Raw genomic sequence first — 17332 nt, forward strand, 5'->3', positions numbered from 1 at the left:
CAAGAACAGTCGTCGACAACGTGGCGCACACCCTGGAAGCAAGATATTTCGGATGCCAACTGTCGGAACTTTGCCGCCCCAACGTAGCGCAATCGCGAGACGTAGCGGAATGACGCCATCTTCAATCGCATCGAACGCCACGCCATGATCGAGACATCCATCACGAGGGACCTGCGGAAATCGGATCGTGAACGGCCGCGTCGGACTCCTCGGAGACGCCGTCTACCCACCTGTACCCAGGACGGGCAATGGATTCAGCGCCTCCTTGCAAGACGCCGACGCACTCGCACATGGAGTCGCAACTGGTCACCCGTCGCGACGATTCCAAGGATATCGCTGCCACCGAAGTGGCATGGTTGAACGCAATATCGCTGGCATGCTCCGACGCTGCAACGTTCGTGAAAAGGCCGAGGTACAGCCTCCTCGGCATCGGCGCCGAGGGTACAAGCGCGAGCACCTCGGGCTCGGTATTCCGAACCCGCCGGTGGGGCAACTTTTCGAGCCGCTCGCGGACGCGCTGGAGATCGTCACCCAGAGGCGGAGTGGGAACGACGGCCCGTACACCGGCCGGCGTTATCGGCTCGCGAAACGATCGGCCTGCCCCAGGTCCTGTCCTGCCCACGCCCGCACCCCTGATTCCGCTCGCAGCTTCTCCATCGGCGGCGAACTCGCTGTGAACCGGCTCGGCTACAGCACAACGCAGCTCGCCGCCCCCCGGCGGGTCTCTGCTTCCTCGACGAGGGAGCAGACCGGCTCGACCGGACTGGTCGGTCGCTGCCAATACTGCGGTCGCACTATTGCACACCGAAGTCAGACACGATGCTTGCGATGAGAAGCTGACCGAACTGGTCGGTGAACTGAGCACCATATCGCTGGAGTTGCAGAAACTGTGGGCCAAGCACGACGTGCGGCCGCATCTGAGATGCGGCTACGAGGACTTCCGTCATCCGCGCGTGGGAGGTCTGCACCTGAGCATGGACGGCCGTGGAGCTTTCGACAGGGAAGGGCTGACGTTGACCGCCTGTCAAGTCCTGAGTTTTGTTGAGGCTGAGCGTGTGTTCAGTTCTCAGGCCGCAGAGGCGGCCGGCCGTTGAGCGTAGTAGGCGGTCTCGATCTCGGCCGGGGTGCGATAGTCGAGCATGCCGTGGACCCGTTCGGTATTGAACCAATGCACCCATTGCGCGGTAGCGGCCTCGACGTCTTCGCGCCCGGTCCAAGGGCCGTCGAGGAAGATCAACTCGGCCTTGTACAGCGAATTCAGCGCCTCCGCCATGGCATTGTCGTAGGAGTCCCCCTTGGATCCGACCGAGGCGACCGCGGCGGCCTGGTCCAGGGTCTGGGCGTAGCGGAGCGCTCGGTATTGCACGCCGCGGTCGCTGTGGTGCACCAGTCCGGTGACGTCCTGGCCTGCGCGTCGTCGTGCCCACAGGCCCATCTTCAACGCATCGAGCGCCAGGTCGGTGTACATCCGCGTCGAGGTCTGCCAGCCGACGATCGTGCGGGAAAACACGTCCAGGACGAACGCGACGTAGACCCATCCGGATTGTGTGCGCACATACGTCAGATCGGCCACCCACAATTGGTTCGGCGCGGTGGCCGTGAAGTCCCGTTCGACGAGGTCACGAGGCCGATCGGTCTCCGGTGCCGGCTTCGTCGTCCGCGGCCACTTCCCGCGCACGGTGCCACGGACACCGAGTTCGCGGCAGAGTCGCTCGATGGTGCAGCGGGCCACCTCGTGGCCCTCCCGGACCAGCTGGGCATGGATCTTACGGATCCCGTAGACCCGCATCCTCGGGTGGGAGTGGATGCGCATGATGTGTTCTTTGAGGAGGGCATCGCGGCGCGCTCGGGCGCTGGGTTCGCGGCCTATGAAGGCGTAGTAGGTGCCCGGGGCGATCTTGACCTCGGTGTTCTCGGACAGAACGCGACAGATCGGTTCGATCCCCCAGCGGTGCTTGTGTTCGTCGAGGAAGGCGACGATCACTTCAGTCGGCGGTCGAACTCCGCCTTCGCGAAAAACGCTGTAGCAGAGCGAAGTATCTCCATCGACTGTCGTAGTTCGCGGTTCTCCTTCTCCAGGCGTCGGATGCGCGCCTCGGCGTCGACCGGCTCGGTCGGGAGCTCGTCGTCTTCGGCTTTGCGCACCCAGGTCCGCAGGGCTTCCTTGTGGACGCCGGTCTGCTCGGCGATCCGGTTGATGGCGCCGGTGCGGGTGTCGGGGTCGCGGCGGGCTTCGACGGCGAGTCGGGTCGCTCGCTCACGGAGTTCCTGGGGATATTTGTAGTTCGCCATGATGAGTCTGGGGTGATCCTTCCGGGGATATCTGGCTCACCCTCAATGAAACCAGGGACGATTCAGCCTACAGCGCCGAACCGGGCACCCCTCCACGGCACTGATGCACGAGCTGGCCGACCAGGCCGCCGCGACAGCAACTGGCAACCCATGCCGAGGTCTGCCGCGACAGCCTGAAGACTCCTTTGGATGAGGTCGGACTCTGCTACCTGCCGCTGTAGACCGGGAATACGCTGTGCTCGCCGTAGTCCTGAGCGTGCATGCTTCGCAGCACGTCCATGTCCTCGTCGGAGATCACGAAGTCCACCTTGGCGTTGCCGCGCATGTGCTCAGGGTTGGCCGTCTTGGGCAGCGACACGGTGCCCAGCTGCACGGTGTAGCGGATACACAGCTGCGGCACGGTTACCGAATACCGGTCGGCCATCGCCTTGACGTCTGGGTTCTTCAAGATCTCTCCATGGGCGATGGGTGAATACGCCTCCACGAGGATGTCCTTGCTCTCGCAGTAGCCGATGAGTTCGGTCGGGGTGTTGCCCGCGTGTACGAGGAGCTGGTTCACCTGCGGTGCAACGGTGCAGACCCGGACTCGTCGACGACGTCAGTTCGGTGTGGCAAGCGCACGGCAGCGGCTTCAGCGACAGTTTCCGCGAGGCGTCCACCGGAACCGACGGCAAGCAGTACCTGATCCCGTTCTTCTACTACCCGTGGGCCGTGTTCTACCGTCCCAGCCTCTGGCAGCAGCGCGGCTACGCGCCACCGAAGACGTTCGACGAATGGGTGACCCTGTCCAAGCGCATGCAGGCCGACGGACTCACCCCGATCGGGTCCGGTGTCCGCGACGGCTGGCCGCCGTTCGGCACGTTCGACTACCTCGACCTGCGCCTCAACGGTGTCGACTTCCACCGTTCCCTCCTCGCGGGAGAGGTGAGCTGGACCGACAACCGTGTCCGGTCGGTGTTCGACACCTGGCGTGAGATCCTGCCGTTCCACCAGCCGCAACCGTTGGGCCGCAAGATGTCCGAGGCGCAGCAGGCACTCCTCAACAAGGAGGTCGGCATGCTGGTGGCCGGCATGTTCGTCGCGCAGAGCTTCCCCGCGGGACCCGACCGGGAGGATCTGGACTTCTTCGCGTTCCCCGAACTCGATTCCGCTGTCGGAACTTCGGCGGTGGAGGCGCCGATGGACGGGTTCATGATGCGCAAGGACCCCCGCAACCGCGCCGGCGCCGAGCAGTTCCTGTCCTTCCTCACCGAAGCCGCGCCCGCGGTCGCCTATGCAGCACAGGATCCGCAGGCGATCCCCGCGCATCGTGACGCCGATCTGTCAGGTTTCTCTCCGCTCGTGCAGAAGTCGGCGGCCCTCGTTCGGGGTGCGGGGTCCATCACCCAGTTCCTCGACCGGGACACCCGCCCCGACTTCGCGTCCGTCGTGATGATCCCGGCGATGCAGCAGTTCCTGGGCAACCCGAACGACGTCGACGGCCTGGTCCGCAGCATCGAGCGACAGAAGACGGCGGTGTTCGGGCAATGACACTCGCACCCACATCTTCACCGGTGACCTTCCCGCCCTGCCCGGATGGCACCGACCTCCCGCCAGGCCAGGTGACGACATGACCAGCACTCTTCCCCGAAACGGCACCGAACGCGGACCCCATGCACCGAAGGTGCGCCGCAGTACCCGCGACCGATGGACCATCGCACTGATGCTCGGCATCCCGGCCGCGATCGTGCTCGGGTTCGTCTGGATCCCGACCGTGTTCACGGTGATCCTGTCGTTCGCACGCTGGGACGGCATCGGCGGCACGTCCACCATCGAGTGGATCGGCCCGCAGAACTACATCGACGCCGTCCAGGCGTACCCACCGTTCCAGCAGGCCCTCCACAACAACGTCCTCTGGCTGGCGTTCCTCTTCGTCGTCCCGACGATCCTCGGCATCTTCCTCGCGGTCTTGCTCGACCGGGGCCTGAAGGGCAGCCGACTGTATCAGAGCATCTTCTACATCCCCGTGGTGCTGTCGATGGCGCTGGTCGGGTTCGTGTGGCAGCTGATCTACTCCACCGACGGCGGCGTGCTCAACACCATCCTCGGCACCGACGTCGACTGGCTCGGCAACCCCGACGTCAACATCTGGGCCGTCATGGTCGCCGCGAGCTGGCGGCACACCGGCTACATCATGCTGCTGTACTTGGCCGGTCTCAAGGCCATCGACCCGTCGGTGCGCGAAGCGGCCCTCATGGACGGCGCGGGTCCGATCCGCACGTTCTTCCGCATCGTGTTCCCCCTGATGAAACCCACCAACCTGCTGATCATCGTCATCACCGTCATCGAGGCCCTGCGTGCCTTCGACCTCGTGTGGGTGATCAACAAGGGCCGCAACGGACTCGAACTCATTTCCGCCCTCGTCACCGCGAATGTGGTGGGCGAAGCGGGCCGGGTGGGTTTCGGTTCGGCCCTGGCGACGATCATGCTCGTGATCTCGCTGGTGTTCATAGCCTTCTATCTCTGGATCGTGTTGCGGAGCGACGACTGATGACCATGACCACACACCCCACCGACCACAGTGTGCCCGTCCAACCGACCGGGCCCCGCAACAAAGCCGCGGTGGCCGACCGGCGCCGGCTCAGTACCGCGCACGCGGCGATGTACCTCTTTCTCACCGCGCTCGCCATGTTGTGGGTATTCCCGCTGCTGTGGGCGCTCTACAACTCGTTCCGCGACTACGACTACGTCCTCACCCACGGCTACCTGTCGGTCGGCGGTTTCACGCTCAGCAATTACTCCGAGTCGTGGGAGGTCGGCGGGATCCCGCACTACTTCCTCAACTCGATGCTCATCACCATCCCGGCGGTGCTGCTGATCCTGTTCATCGGGTCGATGGCGGCGTTCATCCTGGCCCGGTTCCCGTGGAAGTTCAACGTGATCATGCTGGCGGTGTTCATCGCGGGCAATCTGCTGCCGCAGCAGACGCTGCTGACCCCGTTGTTCCGTCTGTACAACGCGGTTCCGTTGCCGTACTGGATGAGTTCGTCGGGCTCGCTCTACGACAGCTACTGGGGACTGATCCTGGTGCACGTCGCGTTCCAGACCGGGTTCTGCGTGTTCGTGCTGAGCAACTACATGAAGACGGTTCCCCCCGAACTGCTCGAGGCGGCGACGGTGGACGGCGCCGGGCTGTTCCGCCAGTACTGGCAGGTGGTGCTGCCGCTGTGCCGCCCGGCATTGGCCGCGCTCGCGACGCTCATGATCACCTGGATCTACAACGACTTTTTCTGGGCGCTGGCGCTGATGGTGAGCGGCGACAAGCTGCCGGTCACCACCGCACTGCAGAATCTGCAGGGCAGCTTCTTCACCGACACCAACCTGCTCGCCGCCGGATCGGTGCTCGTCGCATTGCCGACGGTGCTCGTCTTCGTTGCGCTGCAGCGGCATTTCGTGTCCGGCCTGACGATGGGAGCAAACAAGTGACCGCCCCGCTCGAGTCACGCGCACACCAATCCATCCCTGCGGTGTAGTACGTCGTCTTCTCACACTTTACGAATCGGAGATTTTCCCATGGTGCAGTCCACGTCCCCCGACGGTGCCTCGCACGGGTACGTCCATCTCACCGCCGGCGGCGTGTCCGTCGTGCTCGACCTCACCGGGGGACGGTTGCCGGCGATCGTGCACTGGGGTGCGGCGCTCGGCGACCTCACCCTCGCCGACGTACAGGCCTTGGCGCAGGCGAACATCGAGCCCCCGGCGGGCAATGTGGTCGACCTCCCGGTGCGGCTGTCGATACTCCCCGAACACCACACCGGGTGGGTGGGGAAACCCGGGATCGCAGGGCACCGGGACGGCGCAGACTGGTCGCCGCAGTTCACCACGTCGGCACTCGCGGTCGACGGCACCACGTACGAACCGGGAGCGGCCCCAGAACTGATCTCGCGCGGCGCGAGCGCCGTGCGGGTGACGGCCCGCGACACGGTCGCCGATCTCGGTCTGGTCCTCGACATCGAACTGCTGCCGCGTGGCCTCCTGAGGGCGCGCGCCGAGGTCACGAACGAGGGCGATTCCTTCTACGTCCTCGACGACCTCCAGCTCGCGTTCCCGGTCCCGCCGCAGGCCCGCGAGATCCTCGACTTCGCGGGCCGGTGGGGGAAGGAACGGATCCCGCAGCGCCGTGAACTCACCGTCGGCATCCACGAACGCGAAGGGCGGAAGGGACGCACCGGCCCGGACGCCGCGACGGTGCTCTCCGTCGGCGTGCCCGGATTCGGGTTCGGGCGCGGCGAGGTGTGGGGCACCCACGTCGCGTTCAGCGGCAACCACCGGCACTACGCCGAACGTCTCTTCACCGGTTTCCAGGTTGTCGGTGGCGGAGAACTACTTCTGCCGGGCGAGGTACGGCTCGCGGACGACGAGAGCTACGAAACGCCCTGGGTCTACGGCGCCTACGGCGTCGGCCTCGACGACCAGGCACATCGCTTCCACGACTACCTCCGGTCCCGTCCCACGCACCCACGGCGCGCGCGCCCGGTCACGATCAACGTGTGGGAGGCCGTCTACTTCGACCACGACCTGGCCCGGTTGACGGACCTGGCGGATCGCGCGGCGAAGCTCGGCGTCGAGCGTTATGTGCTCGACGACGGCTGGTTCAGGTACCGGCGCAACGATCTGGCGGGCCTGGGGGACTGGTACGTCGACGAGACGGTGTGGCCGGACGGTCTGCATCCGCTCGTCGATCACGTGCGTTCCCTCGGCATGGAGTTCGGCCTGTGGTTCGAACCGGAGATGATCAACCTCGATTCCGACCTCGCGCGGGAGCATCCCGAGTGGGTCATGGCGACCGGCGGGCGCACGCCCGTGCCGTCACGGAACCAGCAGGTGCTCAATCTGGGGATCCCCGAGGCGTACGACCACATCCTCGAGCGGATGTCCGCGATCCTCGCCGAGTACGACATCGCCTACATCAAGTGGGACCACAACCGCGACCTGATCGATGCCGGCACCGCACCGCACGGCCGCGCCGGCGTCCACGACCAGACCCTCGCGACCTACCGGCTGATGGACGAACTGAAGCGCCGCTTCCCCGGACTGGAGATCGAGTCCTGCTCGTCGGGCGGAGCGCGGGTGGACCTCGGCATCCTCGAGCGCACCGACCGCGTCTGGGTCTCGGACTGCATCGATCCGCTCGAGCGTCAGCAGATGAACCGGTGGACGATGCAGCTGCTTCCCCCCGAACTGCTGGGCTCGCACATCGCGTCCGGAATCTCCCATACGACGGGCCGGTACCACCGCCTGTCGTTCCGGGCGGGGACGGCGCTGTACGGGCACCTCGGGATCGAGTGGGATCTCGCGACCGCCACCGACGACGAGAACGCACAGCTCGCGGTGTGGATCGACCTGTACAAGCGGCACCGTGAACTCCTGCACACGGGAACGATGGTGAGGGCCGACGAGATCGACCCGACCCTGCTCGTCTACGGTGCGGTCGCGGCGGACCGGGCGGAGGCGCTGTTCTTCCTCGCGTACGTGGGGCGCTCCGGGGTGTCACCGCGGGGCAGGTTCACGCTGCCCGGGCTCGACCCTGACCGGCGCTATCGGGTGCGTCCCGTCTTCGCCGATGCACCGGACGAGGGCCTGAAACCGCCCGCGTGGTTCAACCTGCCGACGCGGAATCTGCCGACCGTCACCACACCGCCCGGCGGCGAACGAGCCGACGGACTGTCCGCAGGGAGCGAAGTTCCCGGCGTCTCCATGACGGGCCAGGTCCTCGCCGTCGTCGGTCTGCAGACACCCGCCTCGTTCCCCGACGACGTCGTCGTGCTCCGGGTGACGGAAGAAAACTAGCAAGGGCAGAACGCCACTGGCATCGTGCTCACGTTCCATGGACGTGGGCCGACGCCGCACAGCCATCAACTGCTGTCGGACAGGCACATTGACTGCGCGACGAATCTACCTTCGCGCGGTAGCCAAAATCCCGGATGACCGGCGACAAACCCCAAGGCAGATCGTCCCGCCCAGCACGCGAAGGAGCAATGCACATGAAACTACTCGTCACCGGCGGGGCCGGGTACGTCGGCAGCGTCTGCGCGAAGAGACTGCTCGAAAGCGGCCATCAGGTCGTCATCGTCGACGACCTGTCGACCGGTAACGCTGACGCGGTCCCCGCGGGTGCAAAGTTCATCGAAGACGACGTCGCACGCGCGGCGGGTCGCGTGCTCGCAGACGGAACATTCGATGGGGTGCTGCACTTCGCGGCCCGCTCACTCGTCGGCGAATCCGTCGAGTCCCCCCATACGTACTGGCGAACCAACGTCGTCAAGACCCTGGATCTCCTCGAAGCGATGCGATCCGCTGGCACCACCAAGCTGGTCTTCTCCTCCACCGCAGCCACGTACGGGACCCCGGAACTCACCCCCATCACCGAAGACGCACGAACCCGTCCCACCAACCCATACGGAGCAACGAAACTCGCCATAGATCACGCGATAACCTCGTATGCAGCGGCCTATGGACTGGCTGCCTGCAGCCTGCGCTACTTCAACGTTGCCGGTGCCTATGCCGGACTCGGGGAAAACCGAGTCGTGGAAACACATCTGATTCCGCTGGTGCTGCAGGTCGCTGCCGGTCACCGCGACGAAATTGCGGTGTACGGCACCGACTGGCCGACCCCGGACGGTACCGCCGTACGCGACTACATCCATATTCGTGACCTCGCCGACGCGCACCTGCTCGCCCTGACATCAGTGCAACCCGGACAACACCAGATCTACAACCTCGGCACCGGGACGGGATTCAGCGTGCGTGAGGTGATCTCGGCCTGTGAACGCGTGACCGGCGAGTCGATTCCGGCACGAAACGCCGCGCGCCGTGCGGGCGACCCTGCTGTCCTCATTGCTTCCGGTCAGCGGGCGCAAACCGAACTCGGCTGGACCCCTGAACATGCCGATCTCGACGAGATCGTTGCCGATGCCTGGACATATCTACAGTCGCTGGGCGAACGAGCCCATGGCACACGACGCTCGACTGTCGACAATTCCAGCACGACGGGTGGGGCACCGCTCCACAACACCGACCACTCGGCGCGGGAAAGCCGAACTGCTCGGACCTCCTGAGCACCCCCGAAATACATCCCATCTACCATGAGGAGTTCACCACCATGGGAGCAATGAGTCCCTGGCATTGGGCGATCGTCGCCCTCGTTGTCGTCGTTCTGTTCGGTTCGAAGAAACTCCCCGACGCCGCCCGCGGACTGGGTCGCTCCATGCGGATCTTCCAGAGCGAAGTCAAGGAAATGACCAACGAACCCGCGACCGCACCTACCTCGGAAACGACGCCATCGGCTCGGCGCACTGTCCCGGGAATCGATCGGCCACTCTCAGGCATCGGTGATCCGTCGCCCACCGCCGCAGAAGCAAGAGTCTGACGGCTCTGTCACATCATCGGTCACCGTGATGCGCCAGTACCGCCCGGACAGTGGCGCTGGGCAGGTGGGCGCTCACCGCGTGGGGACTTTCAGCTGGAATGCGGCGGTGATGTGCGGATGCTCCCCTACAGGAGCTCCGATCAGGGAATGCAATACCGCAGGTGCCAGCAGCGGACCGGAGTGTCGATGACACGCGTCGGTGGCGGACGCGGCGAAGTTGGGGACACGCGAACACTCGAGCTCCCGACCTCATTCAGAGAAAAGTCCCGCACTATCGGGGGCCTTCGTGCTTCGGCGTGCTGCCGTACGAGGTGATGTGAGGATTCCTCGCCCCGAAGGTCGGCGTCAGCGAGAGTGCGCGATCACCGGTTGCTTTCCGTTCTTCGTGGGGGACGACCAGACCCCGTTTCGTCCCTCCTCCGACCAGGACGAACGGGAGCCCTCGCCTGCCCGAAGGTCGGGCCGGGTAGCAGGTACTACTCCCGCGCCCGTACCCGTACCCGTACCCGATTCTTCCCGCTCCGGGTTTTCCCCCGTCGACCTCGGGTACGCGGTCGGCATCCGAGGAAAGGAGTTGTGCGATGACCAGCGACGAGACCGGCACGGTGACCGGCACCAAGGACAAGGACTACAACCTGCTCTGGTTCGTCGAGGCCTGCCTGAGCAATGCCCTGCGGCTGGACACCTACATCGACGACGCCGAGCGGGAGGACGACCAGGAACTGGTCGAGCTGTTCCGCAAGGCTCAGGCCGAGAGCCGTAAGGGCGCCGAGCAGGGCAAGGCGCTGCTCGCCACCCGTCTGGGCACGGCCTCCTAGCGGAGTTCGGCCGCCGGTGGACCGAACGCCGCCTGCCCCCGAGAGACCGCCGGGGCAGGCGGCGCGATCGGTGCCCCCGCGGGGTACGGCCGGCCGGTTCGTCAGGCAGGCACCGGTCACCGGCTGCAGCAGGTGCCGTCGCCCCCGGATGGGTCGAGCGGGGAGGGCTGCACCGGACCGGACGCGGCGGTCACCGTCCTGTCCTGGGGTCGGAGCCGCGGGCGACGATCTGCTCCGCGAGCGTGGCCACCGGCGTGTTCGTGTGCTGCGACAGCGTCACCAGCATCTCGAAGGCCCGGTCCGCCCCGACCGAGAAGCGTTCCATCAGCATGCCCTTGGCCTGCCCGATCAGATCGCGACTGGCCAGTGCCGACCGCAGCTGCCTCTCGCGGCGGCCGGCGGTGATCGCGATCGCCGCGTGCGCGGCCAGGACCTCCCCGATGGTGACGGCCTCGTCCCCGAACGCATGGGCGGTTCTGGCCAGCACGTTCAGCGCGCCGGCGGTGTCGGTGCGGGTGTAGAGCCGGAACGAGACGATGCTGTGCACCCCGGCCTGCACCGCCGCCCGGGTGAACCGCGGCCACCGCTTCTCGCCGGTGAGGTCGTCGCTGCGGGTGACGAACCCGTCCACGGCCGCCTCGACACACGGCCCCTGCCCGAACCGGACCTGCAGCGCGTCCAGTTCCGCCGGTAACGCCGAGGTCGATGCGTGCGACTCGTACCTCCCGTGCCCGGCGAGGGTCAGGATGTCGGCGCTGTCCGCGCCCGGAATCAGCTCGACCGCCGCCCGGGTCACCCGCTCGAGGGTGCCGTCCAGATCCGTCGGGGCGGTCCAGGACCGGGCCAGCTCGGCCATCATCGTGCCGAGGGTGTCGTGGTCGAAATCGGTCACCGATCCCACCGTTCTTCGCGCCCCTGGGTCGGTACCTCGCCACGCTGTGTCGCATTCGGGTCACGCGAAGAAACCACCGGAGGCGCCCTGCGCCTCACCGCGAACCCTACGCTCCCGCCGATGCCCGGGGTCGTGGAGATCGATGCCGACCAGTACCGGACCGGGCAAGGCCCGTGCCTCGCGGCCGCCGGCACCGGCCGGGTCGTGCGGGTGCGGGTCGACGACCTGCCCGAGCGCCGGCCCGCCTTCTCCGCCGCCGTCCGCGGGATCGGGGTGCGCAGCTATCTGTCCGCGCCGCTCCGTCTCGGCGGCGAGCACGTCGGTGCCCTCCATCTCTACAGCTACCACGACCACGGGTTCAGCGACCTCGACGCGGTGCTGCTGAAGATTCACACCGGCTTCGGCGAAACCCTCGTCGGCCTGTCCCGCGACCTCGACCGGGCCCGCCACGAGGTCGACACTTTGACCACGGCCCTGACCACCCGCGGGGTCATCGAACAGGCCAAGGGTGTCCTGAGGGCCCGGCGCGGGCTTTCCGGGGACTCCGCCTTCGAGGCCCTGGTCGAGATCTCCCAACGCGACAACGTCAAACTCGCCGTCATCGCCCGGCGGATCGTCACCGAACTCGACCACCCCCGCCGCTGACTCGGCTCCGTGCCGGCGTCCGGAAGGGCGGAACCCGGCCCCCCGCGAACCGGACGAGGACGACCCGCCCCCGACCGAAGGGGCGTCCACCCCGTGCCGTCGAACCCTTCAGCGACAAGAACGGGAGAAAACGAAAAACGAAATCACCGGACCGAAGACCGCCCCGGCAAGCCCGGGAATCCTCGAACAGACCCCGGCGCCTCAAGGGCCGGGTGCGGGCGGGTCCGTCACGGGGAACCGTCGTCGCTGCCCGGTGGTGCGGTGGGTAACCCGAGGCGGTCCTGGATGCGGTCGATCTTGCGTTCGATGCGTTCCATGTCCTCGGCCTCGACCTTGAAGATCCAGTGCCGAGCACCCATCAACAGGATGGCCTGAAACACCCGTTGCCACCATTCACTCTGCCGGTTCTCGAAGCTCCCCGCGAAGAATTCGGGCCGATAGTCGGTCCCGTGCGAGTGCTGCTCGTTGCGGAAGCCGAGCATCCGGGTGACGAACCGGGCGAGCCGGGACCCCGGAAGCAGCAGCACCGGCCCCTACACCGCACCCCACCGTCACACAGGTGCCGCACCACGACTCCCCTTCCCTCGGGGAGATTCCGGATCCGACGGTATCGGGCGGCGACCGTTCGGACGGTGACCGGCGGCGGCGCGGCGCGAAGTCCCGTCGGGGTGTGGAGCGCAGCGGTCCGGGTATTCGCGGATGTACGGATCATCCGAGTCGAGGAGGCAGGTCATGCCGCGGTCGTCGATCAAGGACGAGAAGGTGTACGAGGAGGTACGCGAGGGCGGCGCGTCGAAGCAGAAGGCGGCGCGGATCGCGAACGCGGCCGCCGAGCGGGGTCGGTCCGGGACCGGCCGTAAGGGCGGAAAGTCGCCGGCGTACGAGGACTGGACCGTCGACGAGCTGAAGAAGAAGGCCAAAGAAGTCGGTTTGTCCGGCTACTCGTCGAAGCGCAAGGGGGAGCTGATCGACGCCCTGCGCAACCATTGACGCTCCGGTCGAGCCGCCACCGCCGGAGACGCGCGCACGCCCTCACCGGAGCGGTCGCGTCCGGCTGCCCTCACCGGAGCACCCCGGGTGGGTAGGGCGCTCGGCAACGGCGACATCCATTGCCGGCACGGCGGTGCGTGCGCCGAGCCGGCGGGTACTCCCCCCACGGGCACGCCTGTGCCTGCCCGTGACGAGAAGGGAGAACGATCATGGCCGAGCAGCAACGTGACGTGATCGAGGTACTCACCCACGATCACCGTGAGGTCGAGCGGATGTTCGCCGAACTGGAGGGCCTCGACGATTCCGGCGGCGAGACCGCCCGCGCCCGCAGGAAGGACTTGGTCGATCAGGTGACGATCGAGCTGATCCGGCATTCGGTGGCCGAGGAGGCCGAGGTGTATCCGGCGGTGAAGAAGAAGGTCAGCGAGCCGGAGGCGGAGCGCGCCAAGCACGAGCACGCCGAGGCGGAGGAGACGATGAAACGTCTCGAACGTCTGGTCCCGGGGGATCCGGAGTTCGACACCGAGTTGGCGTTGTTGATGCGCGAGGTCCGCGCTCATGTCGCGGAGGAGGAGGGCGAGATCTTCCCGCACCTGCGCACCGTCTTCAGCCCGGAAGAACTGATCGACCTCGGCCGCAAGGTGGAGGCGGTGAAGAAGATCGCCCCCACCCGGCCTCATCCGTCGGCGCCGGACGAGCCTCCCGGTGACAAGATCCTCGGCCCGGTCACCGGACTGCTGGACCGGCTGCGGGATGCGGTGTCCCGGCGGGGTACCGAACGCTGACCTCGGCGCCGTCACCCGGTCCCGCGACCGGATCCACCACCGGGTCGCGGCGGCCCTGGTGCTGCTGCGACCGACCCCCGTATCACTACCGAGTTCAACGCCGGTATCGAGGCGCTGTTCACCGACCGCGCTGCCCCCTGTCGGAGTGCGCGTCGCCACGCGACTGCGGCCATGAAGACCGACCATCGGTGGGCTCCCGGCACCGGCGGCGAAACAGGGTGAGACAAAGTATCTTTCGGGGGCGAAAGTCATGACCTCCCGGCCTATAGTGAAGGTGCTGCAGGTACCGGCGAGTCGGGCTCGACGGTCCGAGGCAGCGGGAAAGACTATGTTCTCGTCGCGCTGGGCACATTCTCGCGCAAGCGTGGCGGCCGGGAAGGACAGGCCGGGTCATGACCGCGCACCAGCGTCTGACACACGCACACCGGTGGACCACCGCCGCGCTGGAAAATCTGGTCCAGGCCCTGGCCGGCCACGCGGATCCGGCCTTGCCGTGCACCGAGCGCGAGGCGGCGTCGACCGGGTCGGCGCGCCGGCGCGAGGCGGGCACGGTGGACTGGTCGGTGCGGGTGTGCTCCCTCCGGGATCCGACCACGACGTTGGGCTGGGTGTCGGTGACCACCGCGGCCCGGGTGTCCGAGATCCAGGTGCGGGCGGCGGCCACAGTACAGGCCGCACACCTCTACGGCCGCGACGCGGAGATCACCCAAATCCTGTTCGCCGGCTGACCGAAGGCGCCCCCACGGGCCGCCCCGCAGGGCCGCTGCTCCCGGCGGTGGTCTCTGCCGGGCTCCGAAACACCGCCGCCGAGGCGGATGCCCTGCCCGCCTTCCGCGGGATCCCGATGCGCCCCAGGCGGTAGCCGCCCGGCGCCGGCCCGGCCGTGCGGACCGAACCCGTCGTCGACCGCGACCGGGGGCGCGCCCGGCCGGAGGGGACCGGCGCAGCGACCTTCTCGACGTAGGGTGCGAGGTGCGGATCCCGCCGACGCAGGCGGTGCACACCGAGTCGATCCGGGAGATGTCCGAAGACGGGGGCGCCCTGATGACCGCGCACCCCGACCGTCGCCGGTCGGAATCGAGGACGCCATGCCCGACGACCCGCTCGACTTCGACGAGGGACTCGAACTGCTCACTCTCCCCCCGGGAGCTGACGCAGGCACTGCGCGAGGTGTCGGACACCACCGCCCTGCTGCGTGAAGACCTCCGGCACGCACCCGGCCGACCCGACTGGACGATCCACCACGACGCCACCTACCACCGGCTCCGCGACCACGACCTCGCCGCGATCGACCGGGCCGTGCAGCACGGCGTGTCCGACGGTCTGCTCCGCCGGCCTGTAGAACGACGCCGACCTTCCCTGGGCGGGACATCAGAAGGGGCGAGAGCGGCCCTCGAGGGTGGGTGCCCCCGCCGCACCAGGGGTGTCCGTCTTGGAGGGGGTGTCCGTCTCGGAGGAGTAGGAGATGGACAGGGGCCGGCGGCCGTGCCGGTCCGGCCTCCGAACGTAGACGACCCCACCGGAGTTCGCGGGGTCAGGTACGCACGCCGGCGGGGTCTCGGTCGCCGTCCAGGAGGATAGGCGACGGCCTCGCCCACCAGGATAAAACCGGCCGAGGCGCGCAGAGGTGCGAATCGGGCCATCCCCCACGACCTGTCCCGGGCGCACCGCCGGTGGTACCGCGGTGCGCAGTATCGAGCCCTACACCCAGCGCCTCGCCGATGCCGGAGCTGTTGCCTCGGTCGGCAGCCGCGGCCACTGCACGACAACACCCTCGCCGAGGCGTTCACCGCGCTGTTCGAGGCCGAGGCGGTGCGCAACAAGGGCCACGCGTCGGCTGCCGTGCCCGGGGCATCTCGGTGCGCACCCGGGACTGGGCGTTTCGGGATGGGGGAGCGGTCGTCGACCGCGTCCCGACGGGGCCGGTGTGCGCAAGTGATCGGGCCGATGGGGGCGGCACGGGGCGGCGTGGGACGGGTGGAATTCGGGGTGTGACCGACCTTCGGAGAAGCCTGGCTTCTCCTCACCCGGTACCGGCCAGGTGAGTACGGGGGCCGGTCACCTGCCTTCCCACGGCGCTCTCGCGCACCCGAGGTGTCGTCGCGGCCCGGGGACCGCCCGGACCGGCACCTGAGGTGTCCCGCCCCGCCGCCCCCGCCGGCGTGCGGAACACTCGACGGACCCGGACCCGGCGCAGCCGACACCGCGACCGGGGCACCGGGCCCCGGAGGGGGCGAGCGCGCTCAGCTCAACCCGACACCGAGACCGAACGTGACGCTCAGCCGCTCGAGGAACGCGTCGACCGCGACGCCCAGATCGAATCCGGCAGACATCGGACTCCCCTTCCCTCTCGACGACCCCGACCCGAACCCCGTCTATTGCCGTCGAAAATCAACGCCACCAACAGAATTCGGGTAGTACCCGCGGAGGGGGCGCGCGGCGGTGGCGCGGGCTGCCGTTTCTGAACCCGCACCACCTGGACGCAGCGCTCACCCATCCCTGGGCAGCGGCGGGGTGTGGAGCAACTCCGAGCACACCGGGGATCCCGCGCCGACGCGTGGCGGGATGCGGACCGAGCCGAGCGGGCCAGTACCGCGGCACCGATGGTCGGTACGCGGGGGAGAGCGACGCGCATCGATGAATCTTCCCGCGCCGGCGGGCCGGGCACACCGGTCCCCGGTGCGGCGGGGCTTCGTCGAGACCACTCGCGTGCCCGTATCACCCAGGAGTCACCGGTCGGTGCCGGAGCAGCATGTGCCGGGTTGGCGGCGTCCAGCTCTCCGATCCGTGGGGGTCGCGTATCCGTACCGGGACCGGACCAGCAGTCTCAACGCCACCCAGGCGAAGCCGAACGCGGACGGCACGTACACGTTCGTGATCTCGGGCCACGACCCCGGCGTGTACAACTGGCTCGATCCGAACGGCCACGATTCGGGAATGATCGCGGTGCGCTGGCAGTCGCTGACCGGCCGGCCGGCCGTCGACGAGGCGCTGCGCAGCTCGTCGGTCGTCAGGCTCGGCGCGCTGTCCGCGAGCCTGCCGGCCGGAACGGCGGTCGTCGACGCAGGCGAGCGGAGGGCGCAGCAGACACAGCGGGCGGCCGACTTCGACCGCCGGTTGACGCAGTGACCCGGTGCGGTGACGGTCGTGGCGGGGCACCGGGAACAAATCCCACCACGACACCTTCCCACCGCGGCCGACACCGTGCAGGCGCTGACGCCGGGCACGGGCGTCACCGAGACCGGCGGCCGCCGGTGGTGCGGCCGTCGGTGCCGCGAGGCCGCTGCCGGCGCCGCGGGACAGCTGCCGGCGCTTCAGTTGGGGGAGGTGGTGCCGGCGCGGACCGGCTGGGTCGAAGGCTGGGGGCGGCAGGAGGCGAGCCCGGCGGAGTTCGTAGGTCAGGGCGCACTCTGGCGGGGTGGCTCCGTGCTTCTCAGGGGTGTCGGGTCGGTCTGACGCGCCAGCCGGGGTGGGAGCACCGGGGATTTCGTCTGTGTTGGAC

16 protein-coding genes, 1 pseudogene and 1 other annotated feature are annotated in these 17332 nt (G+C 67.8%); of the genes and pseudogenes, 13 read left to right on the forward strand and 4 right to left on the reverse strand.

Features of this window, described 5'->3' with window-relative positions:
- Nucleotides 1–725: 725 nt before the first annotated feature.
- Entirely contained in the window at nt 726–1094 is a 369-nt protein-coding gene (locus G6038_RS09510) for a hypothetical protein (RefSeq protein WP_165037449.1), read from the forward strand.
- On the opposite strand, the gene G6038_RS09515 is transcribed toward G6038_RS09510, so the two are convergent.
- Together G6038_RS09515 and G6038_RS09520 are read right to left on the reverse strand one after the other, a co-directional pair.
- Nucleotides 1067–2292, reverse strand: a protein-coding gene (locus tag G6038_RS09515) for an IS3 family transposase (RefSeq protein WP_165037432.1) whose coding sequence is annotated in 2 segments (ribosomal slippage) — nt 1067–2010 and nt 2010–2292 — 1227 coding nt in all. Because the reading frame shifts where the segments join, the coding sequence is not laid out codon by codon here. The genes G6038_RS09510 and G6038_RS09515 overlap by 28 nt on opposite strands.
- Nucleotides 1889–2023: a sequence feature (AL1L pseudoknot), on the reverse strand. It overlaps the preceding gene by 135 nt.
- Before the next feature lie 205 nt (nt 2293–2497).
- Nucleotides 2498–2866 (reverse strand): annotated as a pseudogene (locus G6038_RS09520) (aldo/keto reductase); the annotation flags it as partial.
- Between G6038_RS09520 and G6038_RS09525 the strand changes: the two are divergent.
- The 7 genes from G6038_RS09525 to G6038_RS09555 all read left to right on the forward strand — a co-directional run bounded on the left by G6038_RS09525 (nt 2857) and on the right by G6038_RS09555 (nt 10518).
- Entirely contained in the window at nt 2857–3822 is a 966-nt protein-coding gene (locus G6038_RS09525; protein WP_346772782.1) for an extracellular solute-binding protein, read from the forward strand. The pseudogene G6038_RS09520 and the gene G6038_RS09525 overlap by 10 nt on opposite strands.
- A 79-nt stretch (nt 3823–3901) precedes the next feature.
- Nucleotides 3902–4822 carry a sugar ABC transporter permease gene (locus G6038_RS09530; protein WP_165037433.1) on the forward strand — a complete coding sequence of 307 codons (921 nt, stop codon included), beginning with the start codon at nt 3902–3904 and terminating at the stop codon, nt 4820–4822.
- Nucleotides 4822–5757 (forward strand): carbohydrate ABC transporter permease, encoded by a 936-nt coding sequence (locus G6038_RS09535; protein WP_165037434.1) that lies wholly within the window; start codon nt 4822–4824, stop codon nt 5755–5757. Before G6038_RS09530 ends, G6038_RS09535 begins: the two co-directional genes overlap by 1 nt.
- A gap of 87 nt (nt 5758–5844) precedes the next feature.
- Nucleotides 5845–8121, forward strand: coding sequence for an alpha-galactosidase (locus G6038_RS09540; RefSeq protein ID WP_165037435.1), 2277 nt, complete (start codon nt 5845–5847; stop codon nt 8119–8121).
- A gap of 194 nt (nt 8122–8315) precedes the next feature.
- Entirely contained in the window at nt 8316–9389 is a 1074-nt protein-coding gene (gene galE, locus G6038_RS09545) for a UDP-glucose 4-epimerase GalE (protein WP_165037436.1), read from the forward strand.
- Between the two features lie 44 nt (nt 9390–9433).
- The gene (tatA, locus tag G6038_RS09550) at nt 9434–9700 is read left to right on the forward strand and encodes a Sec-independent protein translocase subunit TatA (RefSeq protein ID WP_165037437.1); all 267 of its coding nucleotides are present in this window, start codon (nt 9434–9436) and stop codon (nt 9698–9700) included.
- A 581-nt stretch (nt 9701–10281) separates the two neighbouring features.
- Nucleotides 10282–10518 carry a hypothetical protein gene (locus G6038_RS09555; RefSeq protein ID WP_165037438.1) on the forward strand — a complete coding sequence of 79 codons (237 nt, stop codon included), beginning with the start codon at nt 10282–10284 and terminating at the stop codon, nt 10516–10518.
- A 190-nt stretch (nt 10519–10708) separates the two neighbouring features.
- Here the strand turns inward: G6038_RS09555 and G6038_RS09560 are convergent, their stop codons facing one another.
- A complete protein-coding gene (locus G6038_RS09560; RefSeq protein WP_165037450.1) occupies nt 10709–11377 on the reverse strand; it encodes a GAF and ANTAR domain-containing protein in 669 nt (222 codons plus the stop codon).
- A 153-nt stretch (nt 11378–11530) separates the two neighbouring features.
- On the opposite strand from G6038_RS09560, the gene G6038_RS09565 reads away from it, so the two are divergent.
- Complete coding sequence (locus G6038_RS09565) at nt 11531–12055, forward strand: GAF and ANTAR domain-containing protein (protein WP_165037439.1); 525 nt, start codon at nt 11531–11533, stop codon at nt 12053–12055.
- 227 nt (nt 12056–12282) lie between these two features.
- Here the strand turns inward: G6038_RS09565 and G6038_RS09570 are convergent, their stop codons facing one another.
- Entirely contained in the window at nt 12283–12582 is a 300-nt protein-coding gene (locus G6038_RS09570; RefSeq protein WP_240918375.1) for a hypothetical protein, read from the reverse strand.
- Nucleotides 12583–12787: 205 nt separating this feature from the next.
- Here G6038_RS09570 and G6038_RS09575 point away from each other — a divergent pair, with 205 nt between their 5' ends.
- The 4 genes from G6038_RS09575 to G6038_RS09590 all read left to right on the forward strand — a co-directional run bounded on the left by G6038_RS09575 (nt 12788) and on the right by G6038_RS09590 (nt 16959).
- A complete protein-coding gene (locus G6038_RS09575; protein WP_165037440.1) occupies nt 12788–13045 on the forward strand; it encodes a Rho termination factor N-terminal domain-containing protein in 258 nt (85 codons plus the stop codon).
- A gap of 209 nt (nt 13046–13254) precedes the next feature.
- A complete protein-coding gene (locus G6038_RS09580) occupies nt 13255–13830 on the forward strand; it encodes a hemerythrin domain-containing protein (protein WP_165037441.1) in 576 nt (191 codons plus the stop codon).
- Between the two features lie 392 nt (nt 13831–14222).
- A complete protein-coding gene (locus G6038_RS09585; protein WP_165037442.1) occupies nt 14223–14558 on the forward strand; it encodes a hypothetical protein in 336 nt (111 codons plus the stop codon).
- A 2059-nt stretch (nt 14559–16617) separates the two neighbouring features.
- Nucleotides 16618–16959, forward strand: coding sequence for a hypothetical protein (locus G6038_RS09590; protein WP_165037443.1), 342 nt, complete (start codon nt 16618–16620; stop codon nt 16957–16959).
- Nucleotides 16960–17332 lie beyond the last annotated feature (373 nt).

Source organism: Rhodococcus sp. 14C212, from assembly GCF_011058195.1.
Classification (GTDB): domain Bacteria; phylum Actinomycetota; class Actinomycetes; order Mycobacteriales; family Mycobacteriaceae; genus Rhodococcus; species Rhodococcus aetherivorans.

Excerpts from the sequence above, each read along its gene's own strand:
- G6038_RS09530 (WP_165037433.1), top strand. The coding sequence starts at position 3,902 with ATGACCAGCACTCTTCCCCGAAACGGCACCGAACGCGGACCCCATGCA.
- G6038_RS09535 (WP_165037434.1), top strand. The coding sequence starts at position 4,822 with ATGACCATGACCACACACCCCACCGACCACAGTGTGCCCGTCCAACCG.
- G6038_RS09540 (WP_165037435.1), top strand. The coding sequence starts at position 5,845 with ATGGTGCAGTCCACGTCCCCCGACGGTGCCTCGCACGGGTACGTCCAT.
- galE (WP_165037436.1), top strand. The coding sequence starts at position 8,316 with ATGAAACTACTCGTCACCGGCGGGGCCGGGTACGTCGGCAGCGTCTGC.
- tatA (WP_165037437.1), top strand. The coding sequence starts at position 9,434 with ATGGGAGCAATGAGTCCCTGGCATTGGGCGATCGTCGCCCTCGTTGTC.
- G6038_RS09555 (WP_165037438.1), top strand. The coding sequence starts at position 10,282 with ATGACCAGCGACGAGACCGGCACGGTGACCGGCACCAAGGACAAGGAC.
- G6038_RS09560 (WP_165037450.1), bottom strand. The coding sequence starts at position 11,377 with ATGATGGCCGAGCTGGCCCGGTCCTGGACCGCCCCGACGGATCTGGAC.
- G6038_RS09565 (WP_165037439.1), top strand. The coding sequence starts at position 11,531 with ATGCCCGGGGTCGTGGAGATCGATGCCGACCAGTACCGGACCGGGCAA.
- G6038_RS09575 (WP_165037440.1), top strand. The coding sequence starts at position 12,788 with ATGCCGCGGTCGTCGATCAAGGACGAGAAGGTGTACGAGGAGGTACGC.
- G6038_RS09580 (WP_165037441.1), top strand. The coding sequence starts at position 13,255 with ATGGCCGAGCAGCAACGTGACGTGATCGAGGTACTCACCCACGATCAC.
- G6038_RS09585 (WP_165037442.1), top strand. The coding sequence starts at position 14,223 with ATGACCGCGCACCAGCGTCTGACACACGCACACCGGTGGACCACCGCC.